This window comes from Streptosporangium sp. NPDC053982, from assembly GCF_055585205.1.
In genome coordinates this window covers 155,578-174,033 of record NZ_JBVJKQ010000016.1, presented here as the reverse complement: position 1 = coordinate 174,033, position 18,456 = coordinate 155,578, and the positions used below count along the sequence as shown (strand labels likewise).

General features: G+C 72.2%; 16 protein-coding genes. 8 read left to right on the top strand and 8 right to left on the bottom strand.

What is annotated here, in order from left to right; all coding sequences use genetic code 11:
* Positions 1–17: 17 nt before the first annotated feature.
* From ACZ6W9_RS28565 to ACZ6W9_RS28540, 6 genes are all read right to left on the bottom strand, one after another.
* Entirely contained in the window at positions 18–857 is an 840-nt protein-coding gene (locus ACZ6W9_RS28565; RefSeq protein ID WP_362930238.1) for a carbohydrate ABC transporter permease, read from the bottom strand.
* Complete coding sequence (locus tag ACZ6W9_RS28560; RefSeq protein WP_389966099.1) at positions 854–1,750, bottom strand: carbohydrate ABC transporter permease; 897 nt, start codon at positions 1,748–1,750, stop codon at positions 854–856. The genes ACZ6W9_RS28565 and ACZ6W9_RS28560 overlap by 4 nt, the downstream gene beginning before the upstream one ends.
* Entirely contained in the window at positions 1,747–3,063 is a 1,317-nt protein-coding gene (locus ACZ6W9_RS28555; RefSeq protein ID WP_470120498.1) for an ABC transporter substrate-binding protein, read from the bottom strand. Before ACZ6W9_RS28555 ends, ACZ6W9_RS28560 begins: the two co-directional genes overlap by 4 nt.
* Positions 3,056–5,068: a beta-galactosidase gene (locus tag ACZ6W9_RS28550; RefSeq protein ID WP_470120496.1), complete on the bottom strand. Its 2,013-nt coding sequence runs from the start codon at positions 5,066–5,068 to the stop codon at positions 3,056–3,058. Before ACZ6W9_RS28550 ends, ACZ6W9_RS28555 begins: the two co-directional genes overlap by 8 nt.
* 13 nt (positions 5,069–5,081) lie before the next feature.
* The gene (locus tag ACZ6W9_RS28545; protein ID WP_389966108.1) at positions 5,082–6,101 is read right to left on the bottom strand and encodes a LacI family DNA-binding transcriptional regulator; all 1,020 of its coding nucleotides are present in this window, start codon (positions 6,099–6,101) and stop codon (positions 5,082–5,084) included.
* 435 nt (positions 6,102–6,536) lie between these two features.
* Positions 6,537–6,962, bottom strand: coding sequence for a DUF4259 domain-containing protein (locus ACZ6W9_RS28540; protein ID WP_389966111.1), 426 nt, complete (start codon positions 6,960–6,962; stop codon positions 6,537–6,539).
* A 270-nt stretch (positions 6,963–7,232) separates the two neighbouring features.
* On the opposite strand from ACZ6W9_RS28540, the gene ACZ6W9_RS28535 reads away from it, so the two are divergent.
* From ACZ6W9_RS28535 to ACZ6W9_RS28525, 3 genes are all read left to right on the top strand, one after another.
* Complete coding sequence (locus ACZ6W9_RS28535) at positions 7,233–8,450, top strand: low temperature requirement protein A (RefSeq protein WP_389966114.1); 1,218 nt, start codon at positions 7,233–7,235, stop codon at positions 8,448–8,450.
* A 233-nt stretch (positions 8,451–8,683) separates the two neighbouring features.
* Positions 8,684–9,439 carry an SDR family oxidoreductase gene (locus ACZ6W9_RS28530; protein WP_389966117.1) on the top strand — a complete coding sequence of 252 codons (756 nt, stop codon included), beginning with the start codon at positions 8,684–8,686 and terminating at the stop codon, positions 9,437–9,439.
* Between the two features lie 16 nt (positions 9,440–9,455).
* Positions 9,456–9,692 carry a hypothetical protein gene (locus ACZ6W9_RS28525; RefSeq protein ID WP_389966120.1) on the top strand — a complete coding sequence of 79 codons (237 nt, stop codon included), beginning with the start codon at positions 9,456–9,458 and terminating at the stop codon, positions 9,690–9,692.
* Between the two features lie 119 nt (positions 9,693–9,811).
* Here ACZ6W9_RS28525 and ACZ6W9_RS28520 read toward each other — a convergent pair whose 3' ends face one another.
* Complete coding sequence (locus ACZ6W9_RS28520; protein ID WP_389966123.1) at positions 9,812–10,252, bottom strand: cupin domain-containing protein; 441 nt, start codon at positions 10,250–10,252, stop codon at positions 9,812–9,814.
* Between the two features lie 611 nt (positions 10,253–10,863).
* Between ACZ6W9_RS28520 and ACZ6W9_RS28515 the strand changes: the two genes are divergently transcribed.
* From ACZ6W9_RS28515 to treZ, 3 genes are all read left to right on the top strand, one after another.
* Positions 10,864–12,420 (top strand): pectate lyase family protein, encoded by a 1,557-nt coding sequence (locus tag ACZ6W9_RS28515; protein ID WP_470120492.1) that lies wholly within the window; start codon positions 10,864–10,866, stop codon positions 12,418–12,420.
* Between the two features lie 259 nt (positions 12,421–12,679).
* A complete protein-coding gene (locus ACZ6W9_RS28510; RefSeq protein WP_389966129.1) occupies positions 12,680–12,925 on the top strand; it encodes a hypothetical protein in 246 nt (81 codons plus the stop codon).
* A gap of 175 nt (positions 12,926–13,100) precedes the next feature.
* A complete protein-coding gene (gene treZ, locus ACZ6W9_RS28505; protein ID WP_470120490.1) occupies positions 13,101–14,831 on the top strand; it encodes a malto-oligosyltrehalose trehalohydrolase in 1,731 nt (576 codons plus the stop codon).
* A gap of 31 nt (positions 14,832–14,862) precedes the next feature.
* Here treZ and ACZ6W9_RS28500 read toward each other — a convergent pair whose 3' ends face one another.
* Positions 14,863–16,464: a DUF1349 domain-containing protein gene (locus ACZ6W9_RS28500; RefSeq protein WP_470120488.1), complete on the bottom strand. Its 1,602-nt coding sequence runs from the start codon at positions 16,462–16,464 to the stop codon at positions 14,863–14,865.
* Between the two features lie 111 nt (positions 16,465–16,575).
* On the opposite strand from ACZ6W9_RS28500, the gene ACZ6W9_RS28495 reads away from it, so the two are divergent.
* Together ACZ6W9_RS28495 and ACZ6W9_RS28490 are read left to right on the top strand one after the other, a co-directional pair.
* Positions 16,576–17,754, top strand: coding sequence for a sensor histidine kinase (locus ACZ6W9_RS28495; protein ID WP_470120486.1), 1,179 nt, complete (start codon positions 16,576–16,578; stop codon positions 17,752–17,754).
* Entirely contained in the window at positions 17,751–18,413 is a 663-nt protein-coding gene (locus ACZ6W9_RS28490; RefSeq protein WP_470120484.1) for a response regulator transcription factor, read from the top strand. The genes ACZ6W9_RS28495 and ACZ6W9_RS28490 overlap by 4 nt, the downstream gene beginning before the upstream one ends.
* Positions 18,414–18,456: the final 43 nt, after the last annotated feature.

Here is an 18,456-nt window from a genome sequence, read left to right as displayed (position 1 = left end):
ATCCGTTCTTGAGGAGGTCAGCCCTTGACGCTGCCGGCCACGAGGTCGAGCCGCCAGAAGCGCTGCAGGAACAGGAACAGCGCGACGATCGGAATGATCGACAGCAGCGAGCCGCTGATCACCAGCGTGTACAGCGCGGGCTGGGAGGCGCCGCGGTTGAGCAGCGAGTAGAGCCCCACGGTGAGCGGGAAGAGGTCGTCGTTCGCCAGCATGATGTACGGCAGCAGGAAGTTGTTCCAGATGCCGATGAACTGCAGCAGGAACACCGTCACCAGCCCCGGCGTCATGATCGGCACGCCGACCGACCACAGCAGCCGGAACTCCCCGGCCCCGTCCACCCGCCCGGCCTCCAGGATCTCGTCCGGCACGGCCGCCTCGGCGTAGATGCGGCACAGGTAGATGCTGTACGGGCTGATCACGCTGGGCAGGATGACCGACCAGTAGGTGCCGACCAGATTCATCTCCGACAGCAGCAGGTACTGCGGGATGGCCAGGGTGATGCCGGGCACCAGCACGCCGGCCAGCAGCGAGGCGAAGATCAGCCGCTGCCCGGTGAAGCGGTACTTGGCCAGCGCGTACCCGCACGCGGCCGAGATGACCACGGTCAGGAACGCGCCGCCGCCGGCGTAGATGAGGCTGTTGAGCATCCACAGCCAGAACCGGCCGTCGCCGTACGAGCCGAGCGCCGCGATGTTCTCCGTGAACCCGCCGTTGAAGCTGGGCCAGCCCGAGAACGTGGTGAACAGCTCGTCGGAGGACTTCGTCGAGGCGAAGATCACCCACAGCAGGGGCAGCACCGCGTACACGCCGCCGAGGGCGAGGATCAGCGTGGGAACGATCTTCGTACGCGCTCTCACCGCTCGCTCCTCGCGCTCCGGGACCTGAAGACGACCAGCGCGCCCAGCGACAGCAGCACCGTCGCACCCGCCAGGAGCACCGAGCTGGCCGCGCCCAGATAGGTGTCGTTGTCCACGAACGCCTGCTGGTAGATCCGCATCAACGGCACCCAGTCCTGGGTGATGGTGTTGCTCATCGGCCGTAGCGTGGCCGGCTCGCTGAACACCTGCAGCATGCCGATCAGCGTGAACACCGACGTCATGACGAGCGCCGGGCGCAGCAACGGCACCTTGATCCGCAACGCGATCCGCCACTCGCTGGCGCCGTCGAGGCGGGCGGCCTCGTACAGTTCCTTGGGAATGGCCCGCAGCGTCGTGTAGAGCACCACCATGTTGAACCCGACCGAGCCCCACACGGCGATGTTGGCCACCGAGAAGAAGACCGACACGTCGCCGAAGAAGTCCGGCGCGTCCAGCCCGACCGCTTCGAAGGCCGCGCCGACCGGGCTGACCGCGGGCAGGTAGATGAAGCCCCACAGGAGGCTGGCGATCACGCCCGGCACCGCGTACGGCAGGAAGATCGTGATCCGCGACGCGCGCTTGCCGCCCACCCTGGGGGCGTCCAGCAGCAGCGCGAACAGCAGGGCCAGGCCCATGGTGGCGGGCACCATGATCACGCCGTAGGCGAGCATGTGCCGCATGGCCTCGTACAGCGCCGTGTCCTGGACGGCCTCCAGATAGTTCTCCAGGCCGACGAACACCTCGGCCCGGATGCCGAACCCGGTGCCGCGCACGCGCATGGCGTGCAGGCTGAGCCAGACCGCGTACCCGATCGGCACCAGGATGAAGACCACGAACAGGATGACGGCCGGGGCCGCCATCAGGTACGGCGCGCGGGTTCTCCTCCCGGTCATCCGCCGACGACCTGGTAGCCCTGCTTCTTCAGGTCAGCGACGCTGGCCTGCTGCACCTGGGTGGCCACGGCCGCGAGGTCGGCCTTGTTCTTCACCGCGGTCGGGAGCAGGTCCTCGAACCGGCCGTAGGTGACATTGGTGTTCGGACCCCAGCTGCTGAAGCCGCGGGCGGTCTGGGAGATCTTCGAGGCGGACTCGTAGTAGTCCGGCTGGCTCGTCATGTACTCGGGCGCGGTGTCGAGCCCGCCGGAGGTCTGGCCGAGCGTGGCGGCCGGGTAGAGGCCGATCTCGACCAGCACCTTCAGGGCCTCGGGGTCGGTGCTCAGCCAGCGGGCGAACTTGGCGGCCTGCGGCTTCTGCTTCGACGTCGCGCTGACGGCGGTGGACGAGCCGCCCCAGAAGCCGGTGACGTTCTCGCCCGCGCTCCACTGCGGCAGCGGGGCCATCTTCCACTTGCCCTTGCCCTTGGGGGCGACGCCCGCCAGGACGCCGGTGCCCCAGACGGCGCCGGGCCAGGCGATGATCGTGCCGTCGTTCATCTGGGCGTTCCACTGCGGGGTGTACATCGGGTCGCCGAGCACCGCGCCCGAGTCGACCAGGTCGCCCCAGAAGCCCAGCACCTTGCGGGTGGCCTCGTCGTCGATGGCGACCTTCCAGGCGCCGTTCTCGTTGGTCCACCAGTCGGCGCCGGCCTGCTGGGCGAACCCGGCCACCCAGCCGGCGTCGCCGGGGGAGAACGTGGTCAGGTAGCGCTTGGCGTTCTTCTTCCGCACGGTCTCGGCCAGCGCGCCGAACTCCTCCCAGGTCTTCGGCACCTCCAGACCCATCTCCTCGAACAGGTCCGCGCGGTAGAAGAGCATCATCGGGCCGACGTCGGCGGGTACCGCGTACGTGGTGCCGCCGAACGAGGTCAGGTTCCAGGTGCCGTCGGGGAAGGCCGACCTGACCGGCGCGATCGCACCGGTCAGGTCCTGCAGGGCGTTGTTCGTGATCAGCGTCGGCAGCGACTGGTACTCCGCCTGCAGCACGTCGGGCGCGTTGCCCGCCTTGACCGCGGTCAGGAACTTGGCGATCAGCTCGTCGCTGGCGGCCTGGCCGCTCAGGGTGACCTTCTGCGTGGGGTTCTTCTGGTTCCACAGGTCCACCACGCGCTGGATGTTCTCCGCCCAGCTCCAGAAGACCAGGTTGGCCGGGGCGTTCTCGTCGCCGGCGATGGGAGAGGCGGCCGGGGCGGCGCCGCCGGAGTCGTCGGCACCGCAGCCGGCCAGGAACAGCGTGGCCGCCGACGAGACGAGGAACGTTCTTCTACGCATGGGGATCTCCAGGTTCTGCGTGAACACGTGGGCGCACCGCGGCGACAGCGCGGGGGGCCAGGGTGACGTGGCCCTCGGTGGGGGACCCGGTCAGCAGGTCGTCGGCCAGGCCGGGAACGGGCACCCGCACGGTGGCGGCGCCGTGATTGAGCAGGAACAGGACGTCGCCGCGGCGCACGGCCTCGACGCCGACCGGCAGGCCGGGCAGGACGCCCTCGACGCCGGCGTCGGCCAGCACCCGGCCGGCCAGCGCGGCGAGCGCGCTCTCGTCGGGCATGGTCGCGACGTACCAGGCGGAGCCGTCGCCGAAGGCGTGCCGCAGCACGGCGGGCCGTCCGGCCAGGTCACCCTCGGCGAACTCGGCCACGGTCTCGGCGCCTTCGGCGGCGACCAGCTCGGTCCAGGTCCGCGCGGCGAACTCGGAGCCGCCGCTCCACCGGCAGCGCACAGGGCCGTCGGGGGCGGGCCGCCACTCCTCGCCGGCCGCGCCGAGCACCTCACGCAGCGGCGCGGGGAAGCGCCCGGTACGGATCTGCGCCCGCGGGTCCACGACCCCGGAGAACGGCCCGACCACCAGCACTCCCCCGCCCCGCGCGTACGCGGTCAGCGCGGCGGCGTCCTCGTCGGCGACCAGGAACAGGTTCGGCACCACGACCAGCGCGTACGCCGACAGGTCCGCGCCCGGCGGCACCACGTCCACGGCGACCCCGCGCTCCCAGAACGGCACGTAGTAGCTCAGCAACTGGTCCACGGCGTCGATCCGGTCGCTGGGCAGGCCGCGCTCCTCCAGCGCCCACCAGCTTTCCCAGCCGAAGACCATCGCCACCCGCGCGGGCACCGGCGTGCCCGCCACGGAGGCGAGCCGGCGCAGTTCCCGCCCGTGGGCGCGCACCTCGGCGTGCAACCGGGTGTCCGCCCCCGCGTGCGGCACCATCGCCGAGTGGAAGCGCTCCGCGCCGAAGCGGGAGGCCCGCCACTGGAAGTAGCACAGGCCGTCCGCGCCGCGCGCCAGCGCCTGCAGCGACTCCAGGCGCAGCCGTCCGGGCGGCTTGGGCAGGTTGTGCGGCCGCCAGTTGACGGCTCCGGTGGCCTGCTCCATCAGCAGCCACGGCCGGCCTCCCGCCAGGCCGCGCATGAGGTCGTGCGTCAGCGCCGCCCGCGCGGGGGAGAGCGGGTCGTCCGGGTCGGGGTACCAGTCGTTGGAGACGACGTCCTCCTCCCGCGCCCAGGCCCAGGAGTCGACCGGCTTGAACAGGCCCATGAAGTTCGTCGTCACCGGCGTGCCCGGGGTGCGCTCGCGCAGCACGTCGCGCTCGGCGCGGAAGTGGTCGAGCAGCGCGTCGGAGCAGAAGCGCCGCCAGTCCAGCAGCTGGGCGGGGTTGTGGAGGTAGGGGGCGCGGCGCGGGGTGACGATCTCGGCCCAGTCGGAGTAGCGCTGGCTCCAGAACGTGGTGCCCCACGCCTCGTTCAGAGTGGCCAGGTCTCCGTAGCGGGCCTGGAGCCAGGTCCTGAACGCGGCCGCGGACTCGTCGCAGTGGCAGATCTGGCCGTACTCGTTGCCGACGTGCCACAGGGCCAGCGCCGGATGGCTCGCGTAGCGGTCGGCGAGGTCGGTGACCAGGGCCAGGGCGCGCTCGCGGTAGATCGGCGAGGACGGGCAGAACTGGTTGCGGGAGCCGTACCAGAGGCGGTGGCCCGACTCGTCGACCGGCAGCGTCTGCGGCCAGCGGTGGCCCAGCCACGGCGGGGGCGAGGCGGTCGGGGTGGCCAGGTCCACCCCGATGCCGTTCGCGGCCATGAGGTCGAGGACCTTGTCGAGCCAGGCGAAATCGCGCGCGTCCGGCTCAGGCTCGATCCGCGCCCAGCTGAACACGCCGACCGTGACCAGGTTGACCCCGGCCGCCCGCATCAGCTCGGCGTCCTCGGCCCACACGTGCTCCGGCCACTGCTCGGGGTTGTAGTCCCCGCCGAACAGCAGGCCGCGGCCCTCGGTGAGCGTGTGCATGCCCGGTTCCATGTCAGACCTCCGCACGCGGCGGCGCGGAGCTGTCCCCGGCCACCAGCCGGCAGGGCACCAGCCGCTGCCGCGGCGGGCCGTCACCCCGCAACCGGTCGATGAGCATCTGCGCCCCGAGCCGTCCCAGCTCGGCGCTGGGCGGCTCCAGCACCGTCAGCCTGGGATGGAACATCTCCGCCACGCGCTCCGAGGAGAGCACCAGCATCAGCGTCAGGTCATCGGGGATCCGCCATCCGCGCCGGGCCACAGCGGCGATCACGCCGACGGCCGCGTGGTCGTCCATCACGGCCAGGGCCGTCACGTCGGGATGCGCGGCGAGGAGGCGCTCGAACGCCTCGCCGCCCTCCTCGGCGGAGCCGGCGCGGTGGTCGTCCACGTAGGCGATGCCGGCCTCCCGGGCGGCCGCCGCGAACTCCTCGCCGGCCCGGATGGTGGGGCCGTACTGGGCGGCGTACGCGCCGGTCGAATGGTTGAAGAAGGCCAGCTTGCGATGGCCGAGCCCGGCCACGTGCGCCACGGCCTCGCGCGCGGTGGCGGCGAAGTCGATGTCGGCGTAGTCGATCGTGCCCGGGTCGCGGGTGCGCCCCACCATGCTGAACGGCACCCCGGCCTCGGACAGGAAGTCCGGCCGCTCGTCGTCCAGCCGCACCTCCATCAGCAGCACGCCCTCCACCAGCCCCAGACCGGTGATGTGCCGCAGCTCCTCGACCGGGTCGGCGCTCTCGGGCGACAGCAGCAGGTGGTAGCCCAGCTCGCTGGCCGCCTCGGCGGCACCGGTGGCGAACTGCATCTCGGTCACGCCGAGGCCGCCACGCGGAGCGGGGTAGAACAGCGCCAGGATCTTGGTTCGCTTGCTCTGCAGGCCGCGGGCCAGCAGGTTGGGCCGATAGCCGAGATCGACGGCCGCCTGCTCGATGCGCCGCTTGGTCGCCGCCGCGACCGGGCGGGTGCCGTTCAGCGCGGCGGACACGGTGCTGATGGCGACCTGTGCGCGCTCGGCGACATCACGTAGCGAGGTCATAGAACTCCGGCCCTGGACACGATCGGCCCGAACCGGGCCGATACGGTTGTCGAAACGTTTCGCAAAACCTAGGGGGCATTTTGCGTAGATGTCAATGGTGTTAATTCGGATGTCCTAAATGCCCGTCGGCCGAGGTGGCAGGGCCTCAGGACCCGACGCTCCTCAAGGAAGATCGGACAGCGACCGGCCCGGGGCGTCGGGGGGACCGTTCGGGCGCGCGAGCCTGACCATCGACCCCGCCCGCGACCGCCGGCCCCAGGCAGGCCCCGACACGACGAAACCCCCGAACCCGTAGGTTCGGGGGTTTCCCATGTCCTGAGACACCGCGCTGCGGGGCGCGCCACCCAGACCAGGCCACCCGCCGTACGGCCTGGGCTTTCGCGGGTGATCAGCCCCGTCGCCGTACGCGGCCTCCGCGGACGGCGCCCGGGGCTTTCAGCCGGTGGCTCCCCGGACGAGGGCGGCGCGCAGGGGTTCGACCTCCGCCAGCAGCGATCGGCCGCCGTCGGCCTCCTCCCACAGCTCCCAGAGCTCGGAGTCCTCGCCGAGGGCGCGGTCCAGCGCGCGCAGCGCGAGCGGCACGAGGTCGCCGGAGAGCCCGATCCCGCCGCCCTCCCGCAGGAAGTCCGGCGCGTACGCCGAGGTGACCGGCGGACCGCCGCAGCACTCCGCCGCGACGACGGCCGCCGCCGCCACCGCCGCGGATCCCTCGTCCACCTCCAGGTAGTCCGCGGACTCCGCGGCGCCGAGCAACGCCCGCCGGACCACTTCCGCCCGGTCCTCCGGCGCGGCGTCGCCCAGTTCACCGCACCAGTCGGCGGCCGAGTCGTTGTCGAAAGGACCGCTGTCCCAAGCACCCACGCCGTTCCACTCCCATCCGAAGGATCACGTGCTGACGAGGGCATCAACGTACAGACCGGGACCGACATATCCGGCCGGGGCGTCCCGCCGCCCGTCCGGCCCCTGACCGGTCCCATGACCGGTCTCCCCGACGGCGGGCGCGCGATCCCGGGGCCGCCGGCCGGTCCCGTCGACGGCGGGTACGTGATCCCGGGGCCGCGTCACGGATCGGGACGCCGCCCTGTCTATCTTCGAGACGACCGTACGTCGCGGAACGACAGGAGCGAGACCTTGCCCTCAGAAGGCACCACGATCCGGATCCGGGTCCGGATGAACGCCCGTGCCGTGGACGAGCCGCACCGCGTTTCGAGCCCGCTGGAACTGCTGTTCGACCTGACCTTCGTGGTCGCGGTCGCGGCCGCCACCGCGCAGTTCGCGCACGGCATCGCCGGCGGTCACGGCCTGGCCGGGCTGGTGCCGTTCCTCCAGGTGTTCTTCGCGATCTGGTGGGCGTGGATGAACTTCACGTGGTTCGCCTCGTCCTACGACACCGACGACGTCGCCTACCGGCTGCTGACCATGGTGCAGATGGCCGGTGTGCTGGTCCTCGCCGCCGGCGTGCCCGCGGCGGCGGACCACTCCGACTACGGGATCATCACACTGGGCTACTTCGTCATGAGGATCGGGCTCGTCGTCCAGTGGCTGCGGGCCGGCCTGGAGGACCCGGAGGGGCGGCGCACCGCGTTCCGTTACGCCGGCGGCATCGCCTTCCTTCAGGTGGGCTGGCTGGCCAGGCTCGCCCTCATCGAGACGGGGGTCCTGTCCTCCCCCTTCGGCCTGCCGTCCTTCGTCCTCCTGGTCGCCTTCGAGCTCGCGGTGCCGTGGTGGGCGGAGCGGATCAGGGCCACCAGCTGGCACCCGCACCACATCGCCGAGCGCTACGGCCTGTTCACGATCATCCTGCTCGGGGAGAGCGTCCTGGCCGCGAGCCGGGGGGTCGGAGGAGCGCTTGAGACGGGCGGGGCCGGCGGTCGCCTCGTCGTGATCGCCGGCGCCGGCCTCGTCCTGCTGTTCGCTCTCTGGTGGCTGTACTTCCTCGCACCGGCGGGGGACGGTCTCAGTGACCGCCGCAGGCGTTCCTACCTGTGGGGATACGGCCACTACGGCATCTTCGCGGCCCTTGCGGCCCTCGGCGCCGGGCTGGAGGTCGCGGTGGAGCGGAGCGGGCACGACGTCGCGGTGTCGCCGCTGGCGCTCGGCTACGCGGTCGCCGTCCCGGTGGGTGTGTACCTCGCCCTGCTGTGGGCGGTGCACGTGCTCGTCAGCGCGGAGCCCCTCCTCCTCACCGGCGCGACCGCGGGATGCGTCGTCGCCGTCCTGGCGCTGCCGCTCGCGGCGCCCTGGATCGGCGTGGCCGCCGTGGTCGGCGCGATCGCGGCCGTCTGCGTTCTGCTGGTCGCCGTCACGATGTGGACGGCCGCCGCCGGGGCCCGCGCCGGAGCGCGGTGAGGCGACCGTCCTCCGCCGCGGGTCATCCGACGGAGATTCTCTGAGCGAGGTCATCCGGCGTGGGTTCTCCGCCGTACCAGGGCGAACAGGCGGCAAAGGTTCGGCTCGCCGCCGCTGACGTGCCGGTGATCCGGGAAGAATTCCGCGGCGGCCGTCACAAACCCGGAGGCTGCCCGGTCCTGGCTGGCGACCGGGTGGCGACGACGCGGCCCGGCGGACGGAGAGGGAACGCGATGAAGATCGTGGTAATCGGCGGAACCGGCCTGATCGGGTCGAAGCTGGTGAGGAAGCTGAGCGAGCACGGCCACGAGGCGGTTGCGGCGGCGCCGAGCACCGGCGTCGACACGCTGACCGGTGAGGGGCTGGCCGAGGTGATGGCGGGCGCGCAGGTGGTGGTCGACGTGTCGAACTCGCCGTCGTTCGAGAGGGAGGCGGTGATGAGGTTCTTCGAGACCTCCACCGGCAACCTCCTCGCGGCGGAGGCGGCGGCGGGCGTGGGTCACCACGTCGCGGTGTCGATCGTGGGCACGGAGCGCATGCCCGACAACGGCTACTTCGCGGCGAAGATCGCCCAGGAGCGGCTGATCGAGAAGTCGGGGATCCCGTTCTCGCTCGTGCACTCGACCCAGTTCTTCGAGTTCGCCCGCGGCATCGCCGACGAGGCCACGGTGGACGGTCAGGTGCACATCGCGCCCGTGCTCTTCCAGCCCATCGCGGGCGACGACGTCGCCCAGGCTGTCGGCCGGACCGCGGTGGGGTCGCCGCTGAACGGCAGGACCGAGATCGCCGGGCCCGAATCGTTCCGGATGGACGAGTTCTTCCGTCAGGCGCTGGCCGCCTGGGGCGACCCGCGTGAGGTGGTCACCGACCCGCACGCGCGTTACTTCGGCAGCGAGCTGAGCGAGCGGTCACTGGTCCCGGAGGGCGGCGCCACCCTCGGCACGATCGGCTACCGCGACTGGCTCGGCAGCGCCGCCTCCGGCAGATAGGCAGACAGGAGGAACGATGAGCGCTCCGAGCGACCGGAATGACTTTCTGCACGAACTCGAGGCCGAGGTGGAGATCGAGGTGAACCGGGTCGAGTCCAGCCATCCGGAGGCCGCCTTCGGGCTGCCGGTCACCGAGTGGCTGTTCGACCCGATGGACGCCGAACGCGAGGAGACGGGCCTGCGAGGTCTGCTCGGCGCGATCGAGGCCCTGGAGGGCGCGCCCCGGCCCGGCGCCGACGGCCGTACGGCCTAGCGGACGGCACCGGAGGTGGGGATCGGACCCGGTTCCCACCTCCCCCGTCTCCGGCTCCGGCGCTTCTCAGCGCGCGGCGGCGGACGGGGACGCGGGTCCCCGCACCGCCTGTCCGGTGGTCACGGCCGCGGCGCGCGGCGGTCCCGCCGCGCTTCCAGTTCCTCCGGCTCGACCAGGGTCAGCATCGGCTGTCCGGGCGCGCAGAACATCGTCACCACGAACACCGTCTCCTCGTCGGTGAGATGGTTGCCGTCCTGGTAGTGGATCACGTCCCCGCCGGGCTCCCAGAACGTCTCACCGGCCCGGACGACCCGCGCGGGCTCGCCTTCGACCTCGAAGTCGACGGCTCCCTTGATCACGAAGCCGAACGCGGGGCCGGAGTGCCGGTGAGGTGGCAGTCCCGGGCTGTTCGGCGGCGAGGTGACCAGGATCGTCATCACCTCGGCCCCCTCCGGCACGGGCGGCGCCCCCGGCACGGTGCCGACCACGTCGATCTTCGGTGGCGGCCCGCTCCCGTCGGGGTTCTCAAGGTGGTGGGCGCGCTCCTGATCGGTGCTCATCGGGTCTCCTTCGCGCTGGCGGCGGCCGACCGGCCCGGCCGTGTGCGGGCTCGGACAGGACGGCGCCCCGACACGTGACGGTGCCCCGGAAGGAGCACCCGCCGGAAGCCTCGTCGACGCGGTCCGGGTCGCATGTCGCCCCGGGCCACCCTGCCCTCTCATTACCGGCGGCGTCTTCGAAAATATCGCCGTCGCAAACTCATTGACACCAGGAAAGCGCCGTGGTTGCGCCATGAAACTTTCATTGACCGGCAAATCCGCGACAGAACCGTTATTTGTATCGTTCCATCGAATCTCCGCACGTCAGGCTCTTCCTCGCCAGTCTTCGGCGGGACATCCCGGCGACCTCTTCCACGGTTCCGCGCGCCGCCCGGATCGAGCGGAACGGATTTCCGGCACCCACCCTTGCCATTCCGGCGGGTACCGCTCTATTCTCGCCGGAAAGCGCTTTCCCCAATAAGAGCCACTCTGGCGGAAACGGCGCCTGCGCGCCCGAGCCCGGATCGACCGGCGGCCTGCCCGGCGACGGGCCGCCGACGTCCACGGCCCGCCGGAACACCCCGATATGCGGCGGCAGCATCCAGCGTTCAGCAACGGAAGGGACATCCATCATGAAACGACCAGTCGCGCTGCGACTCTGTGCGGCACTGGCCACGACGGCCGTCGCGGCCGCGACCGGCACGGTCCTGTCCTCGCCCGGCGCCTCGGCGGCGGCCGGCGGCGCCACCGGCTACGCGACCCAGAACGGCGGGACCACCGGCGGCGCGGGCGGACGGACGGTACGGGCGACCACGGGGACCGCGATCCACCAGGCCCTGTGCAGCCGGGCCGCCAGCAGCACCCCGATCGTCATCGAGGTCGAGGGGACCATCGACCACGGCAACACCGCCAAGGTGTCGGGCGACAGCTGCAACACCGCGGCCGGCGTGATCGAGCTCAAGCAGATCAGCAACGTCACGATCATCGGGGTCGGCGGCGGGGCCGTCTTCGACCAGCTGGGCATCCACATCCGCGACTCCAGCAACATCATCATCCAGAACGTGACGGTCAAGAACGTCAAGAAGTCGGGCTCCCCCACGTCCAACGGCGGCGACGCCATCGGCATGGAGAGCACCGTCCGCAACGTCTGGGTCGACCACGTCACCCTGGAGGCGTCGGGCGGGGAGTCGGAGGGCTTCGACGGCCTCTTCGACATGAAGGACAACACCCAGTACGTGACCCTGTCCTACAGCGTCCTGCGCAACTCCGGCCGCGGCGGCCTCGTCGGGTCCAGCGAGAGCGACCGCTCGAACGGCTTCATCACCTACCACCACAACCTGTACGAGAACATCGACTCCCGGACACCCCTGCTGCGCGGCGGCGTCGCCCACATCTACAACAACCACTACGTGCGTCTCAACGAGTCCGGCATCAACTCCCGGGCCGGGGCCCGCGCCAAGGTGGACAACAACTACTTCAAGGACTCCCGCGACGTCCTGGGCACCTTCTACACCAGCGAGGCCGGCTACTGGCAGGCCGCCGGGAACATCCTGGACAACGTGACGTGGTCGGCCCCCGGCAGCGAGACGAACCCCGCCGGCCCCGGCATGCGGTCCACCACCACCGTCAGCGTCCCCTACTCCTACAGCCTCGACGCGGCGAGCTGCGTGCCCGGCGTCGTGAGCCAGACGGCGGGCGCGAACAAGGGGCTGAAGGTGTCGGACGGCAGCTGCTCGCCGCAGACCCCCGCCCCGACCGCCACGCCCACCTCAGGGCCGACCTCCACCCCCAGCGCCACGCCCACCACCGGGCCGACCCAGCCCGGCGGCACCAACCTCAGCCTCGGAGCCGGCTCCGACGGATCCAGCAAGGCGAGCGGGACGAGCTACGGCGACGTGCGGGACGGCGACATGGGCACCTACTGGTCACCGGCCGGCTCCACCGGCTCCATCTCGATCAAGTGGGGCTCCGCCACCGCGGTTTCCAGGATCAACATCAGGGAGGCCGCGGGTTCCACGGGCGCCATCAGGACCTGGAGGGTCCTCAACGGCGACACCGGAGCCGTGCTGACCTCCGGCAGCGGGGCGGGCGTCATCACCTTCCCCCGGACCTCGCTGCGCAAGCTCACCTTCGAGATCACCGGCTCGACCGGAACGCCGAAGGTCGCCGAGTACGAGACCTACGCCTGACGACGGCGCGGGTCCCGCCGTACGCCCGGGTCCGGAGCCACCGGTCCCGGGCGTACGGCGGGCACGGCCCCGATCCGGCATGACGAACGGCTCCGAGCGACCCCGGAGATCACCGGGAGGCTCATCCGCCGGGGTGCGGCAGGGCACGGAGAAAACCCGGTGAGGTGGCAGAACGTCACTCATCGGCATGAGCGGAATCCGGCCCAGAGGCTACGCTGAATTCACGACCAGGCGACGCGACCAGAGGAGTGAAGCCACGGTGAGCGTGGATCTCGAACATGAGCCCATTCATGACCTCGCCCGCCGGGTCATCCGACTGGCCGAGGAGACCCAGCAGGCCGCTCAGGTGCTCGAACGACGTCTGGAAGCGCTGGAACGCCGCGGCGGGGCCGCAGACAGAGCCGAACGCATCCTGAGCATCGCCGCCGACATGCGGGTTCACCTCGGTCAGAACAACCTGTCCACCGATGACCTCTACGACCCGGGCACCGGTCTACCCGCATGATCATTGATTCCAGCGCCGTCATCAACGGCGTCCGTCCTGCGGCATGCGGGGAGCCCGAGCGGGTAGGGAGAATCCGCGGCCGGTCGTGAGCCGCCCGGCGCGGCCCGTCCGCGTCCGGGAGTGGTACGGCGGGCCGCTCGCGATGTCCGGTGGCGGCTGGACCCTAGGGGGACGGGTGGGACACGGATTTCGGGTGTGGGCGCCGGCGCGTGAGCGGGTCGACCTGGTGCTCGGCGAGCGCAGGCTGCCGATGCGGCGCTCCGGGGGCGGCTGGTGGGAGCGCGCCGTCGAGGAGGCCGGGCCGGGCACCGACTACGCCTACTCACTGGACGGCGGACCGCCCCGGCCCGACCCGCGCTCGCCGTACCAGCCGTACGGCCCGCACGGCCCCTCCCGGCTGGTCGACCACGCCGCCTTCCGCTGGACCGACGACCGCTGGCGCGGGACGCCGCTGCCGGGGGCGGTGCTGTACGAGCTGCACGTGGGCACCTTCTCCCCCGCCGGAACCTTCGACGGGGTGATCGAGCGTCTCCCGCACCTGGTGGAGCTGGGCGTCGACGCGATCGAGCTGATGCCGGTGGCGGAGTTCTCCGGCGGCCGGGGCTGGGGGTACGACGGGGTGTCGCTGTTCGCCCCGCACCACGCCTACGGCGGGCCGGACGGCCTCAAACGGCTGGTGGACGCCTGCCACGCCCACGGGCTCGGCGTGGTGATGGACGTCGTCTACAACCACCTGGGGCCCTCGGGCAACTACCTGCCGGAGTTCGGCCCCTACTTCGCCGGCCGCCACACCACAAACTGGGGCGACGCGGTCAACTTCGACGGCCCCGGCAGCGACGAGACGCGCGCGTTCGTCATCGGCAACGCGCTGATGTGGCTGCGCGACTACCACGTGGACGGGCTGCGCCTGGACGCCGTCCACGCCATCGCCGACGACTCGGCCGTGCACGTCCTGGAACGGCTGGCCGAGGAGGTGGAGGCGCTGGCCGCGCACGTGCGCCGGCCGCTGTTCCTCATCGCCGAGAGCGACCTGAACGACCCCCGGTTCGTGCGGGCGCGCGAGGCCGGCGGGTACGGCCTCGACGCGGCGTGGGCCGACGAGTGGCACCACGCCCTGCACTCGGTGCTGACCGGGGAGCGCGGCGGCTACTACTCCGACTTCGGCCCGCTGTCCCTGCTCGCCAAGGGGCTGCGGCAGGCGTGGGTCTACGACGGCACGTGGTCGCCGCACCGCGGCCGGGTGCACGGCAGATCCCCGGCGGGGCTGTCCGGGCACCGGTTCGTGGTGTGCGCGCAGAACCACGACCAGGTGGGCAACAGGGCGCAGGGCGAGCGGAACCCGGCGCTGATGAGCGAGGGCCGGCTGCGGATCGCCGCCGCGCTGCTGCTCACCGCGCCCTTCGTCCCGATGCTCTTCCAGGGTGAGGAGTGGGGCGCGACGACCCCGTTCCAGTACTTCACCGACCACGAGGACCCCGAGCTCGGCCGGGCGGTCAGCGAGGGCCGCCGCCGGGAGTTCGCCGCGTTCGGCTGGGAGCCCGACCAGGTGCCCGACCCGCAGGATCCGGCCACCTTCGAACGGTCCCGGCTGGACTGGAGCGAGCGGGACAAGGAGGCCCAGGGACGGCTGCTCGACTGGCACCGGGAGCTGATCGCGCTGCGGCGGCGCGTACCGGCCCTCACCGACGGCCGGCCGGACCGGGTCCTGGCCGACTGCGACGAGGACGCCGGACTGCTGGTCGTCGAGCGGGGGCCGGTGCTGGTGGCGGTGAACCTCGGGGCGGAGACGCTGACCGTGCCGGCCCGGGGCCGCGGCGGCGTCCTGGCCTCCTCCGACCCGGGTGTCGCGCTGTCAGGGGCGGACCTGACGCTGCCGCCGGACACCGTGGCGATCCTGGAGGGCTGAGACGCCGTCCGCCGCGGTCACCGTCGTGTTCTCACACAGCGGGCCGGCGCCACCGTGACGAGGCCAGGGCCAGGGCCAGGGCGGCGTGACCGCAGAGCACGCCCAGCCCCGCCCACCACGGCAGGGGGAAGTAGCCCTCCGACGGCACGTAGTGGGCGACCACCTGCGGGTAGCGGACGGCGGTCTGCTGTACGGCGAACCCGGCCGCCGGGGTGAGGCGCAGCGACCACCGGGCCGCCTCGTCGGGCAGCAGCGGCAACGCTCCCAGGACGTACGGGAGGATGATCGCCGACATCGCGCCGAGGACCGCCGCCCACGTGCGCCGCAGCAGCGCGCCGAGGGCGAGCGCGAGGACCGCGGTGACCGCGAACAGGACGGCGACGCCGAGGACGACCCGCGACAGGGTGAGCCAGGACACCGGGAGGACGGCGTTGCCGTTGGCGCGCAGGATCTCCGCGCCGACCGGCATCGTGACCCCGGCCGCGACCAGTCCGGCCGAGAAGGCCGCCGCGCCGGCGACGACCGCCCTGGCGGCCAGATCCCGGCCGCCGGATGGCGGGACGCCGCCGCGCGCCGTACGGACCGCGGCGGTGGTGGAGCGTGTCATGCGGGGCTCGGTGGTGACGGAACGCGCCGTGCGGGGAGCCGCGACGGCGAAGCGCGCCGCCACCGCGATGACCACCGCCAGACCGGCGGCCAGCCCGACCAGGGTGTCTTCCATGTCGTGGCCGCCCTCCGCGCCGGCCGGGCCGATGTCCCCGGACCCGGTGACGGTGAACGTGCCGTCCGCCTCGACGAGCCCGGGGGCCCGGTGGTTCCGCTCCCAGTCGGTATGGCCCATCTCGCCGACGGCACCGTGCCGCCATCCGCCGGCCGGCGCGCCGTCGAGGCTGACGTCGTCGAAGACGGCGGTGGCCTGGGTGAAGCGCGTCTCCGTGGTACCGCCGCCCAGGCCGGTGCGCCGTACCGTCAGATCTCCGGGGGAGGTGACGAAGAGCCCGGCCTCCACCGTGCGGGGCGCTCCGGCCAGGCGGGCCGTGCCGACCCTCGTCCACCGGCGGCCGTCGGCGGATTCGTACCCGGTGACGGTGTCACCGGAGCGGACCAGGCGCAGCCAGCGCGGGGAGCGGGGGGAGACGCCTTCCGGGCGGCCGGCCGTGTCGTGGACGTAGTCGTGCTGCATTCGCACGCCGTGGCCCCCGGTGACCATGAGCGCCGCGTAGGTGGAACCCTGCCCGGTGCCGTCCTTGACGATGATCCCGGCCTTCGCCCAGGGCACCAGGCCCGGGACGATCTCGTCGTGGTCCGGGGGCGGATAGGTGATGACGCCCGTCATCGAGGTCACGCGTGCGGTGATGACGCCGTTCTCGCCCAGGGGCCGGTGCACGAAGAAGAACTGGTCGCTCACCGCCCGGCCGTCCGGCCCGGCCGGATCCGTGGGACAGGCGATCTCCACGCCCCCCGCGCCGCAGGAGGCGCGGTCGCCGTACGCGGTGAGCAGGCCGGGCACGATGACGGCCAGCGCCGCCGCGATCATGGCGATCACCCGGCCCCGGCTGCGGAATACGGCCCACTCCCGGCGCACGGCGGACGTGACAGGTGACATGGCGGTGGTTTCGTCGGTTGACGTCATGCGGCCGGTTCTACGGCTCCGCGCCCGACACCGCGCGAACCGCCGCCGTCATGCCGTTGTTATGCGCGACGGGGCATCCTGGTGGTCCGCACGTCACCGGGGAGAGGACCGATGGGCAAGCCGCGAGGTCTCACGCTGAGGGGCCGGACCGTACGGCAGCGCTTCACCGTCATGTACGCCGCGCTGTTCCTGGCCTCCGGGACCGCCCTGCTGACCATGACGAATCTGCTCGCCGTGGGGTGGCGGGCGTCCCGGGCCGCCCCCGGGACGCCCGATCCTCAGTCTGATCTCACGGCCCTCCGGGGGCACGTCGAGCGGCTCCAGGCACAGCTGGCGGACGTCCACGTGACGCAGTCGCGGCAGCTCCTGGCGGGCTCCCTGATCGCGCTGGCGGTGATGGGGGCGGTCTCCGTCCTGCTCGGCGGGATCGTCGCCGGCCGGGTGCTGCGTCCACTGCGTACGATCGCCTCGGCCACCCGGCGGATCTCCGCCGACAACCTGCACGAGCGGCTGGCGGTACCGGGCCCCGCCGACGAGGTCAAGGACCTCGCGGACACCGTCGACGGGCTGCTGGAGCGCCTGGAGGCGTCCTTCGCCGCCCAGCGCCGGTTCGTGGCCGACGCCTCCCACGAGCTGCGCACGCCGCTGGCGACCATGCGGGCGTCGCTGGACGTGGCCGCGGCCAAGCCGTCGGCGACGTCCCAGACGGTCGCGCTGACCGATCGCCTCCGCACCGAGCTCGACCGGATCGACCACCTCCTGGAGGGTTTCCTCCTGCTCGCCCGCGCGCAGCACGGCGCGCTTCCCGGCCGGGCGCCGGTCTCGCTCGCCCGGCTGCTGTCCGAGGCGCTGACCGGCCGCTCCGCGGCCATCGCGGCGAAGGACCTGACCGTCCACGCCGACACGGGGGACGGCGCGTGGACCCGGGGCAGCCCGGTTCTGCTGTCCCGGGTGGCGGAGAACCTGATCGACAACGCGGTGATCCACAACCGGCGCGGCGGCTGGATCCGGGTGGCGACCACGACGGCGGGTTCCTCGGCGCGGCTCGTCGTGGAGACGGGCGGGGCCGTCCTCGACCAGGAACACGTCGCCCGGCTCACCGAGCCCTTCCGGCGGCTCGCCGCGGACCGGACCGGATCGGAGGCCGGTTCCGGCCTCGGCCTGTCGATCGTCGCGGCCGTCGTCGGCGCGTACGGCGGACGTCTGGAGCTGCTCGCCCGGCCGGAAGGCGGCCTGCGGGTCGCCGTCTCGGTGCCGTCCGCGCCCGCGCCGGCGGGTGCCGCCGTATGAGGATCCTGGTCGTCGAGGACGCCCGCGCGCTGGCCGACGTCCTGGCGGAGGGTCTGCGCGACCGGGGCATGGCCGTGGACACGGCCCACGACGGTCTGGCCGCCGCCGCCAAACTCGATCTCAACGCCTACGACGTGGTCGTCCTCGACCGCGACCTGCCCGGCATCCACGGCGACACGCTCTGCCACATGATCACCGAACGCGCCGACCGCCCCATGGTCCTGATGCTCACCGCGGCCGGCTCACCGGGGGACAGGGTCAGCGGCCTGACCCTGGGAGCCGACGACTACCTCGCCAAGCCGTTCCACTTCCCCGAACTCGTCCTGCGGATCCAGGCCCTGGCCCGGCGACGCCCTTCCGCCCGCCCGCGGACGCTGCGCGCGGCCGGCATCGAACTCGACGCCGCACGCCACGTCGCCATCCGCGACGGCCGTCCCCTCGATCTCTCGCCCAAGGAGTTCGCCCTCCTCGAAGCCCTCCTGAGCGTCGCCCCCGCTTTCCTCAGCGCCGAGGCCCTCCTGGAGCGGGTCTGGGATGAGAACGCCGACCCCTTCACCAACACCGTGACCGTCGGCCGTCTGCGCCGCAAGCTGGGTGACCCGTCACCCATCACCACGAGACCCGGCGTGGGCTACCGCATCACCGATCCGGCGGGTTAGCGCGGGCCGGCGCCGCCCGGACCCGGGAGGGGAACGGGGCCGG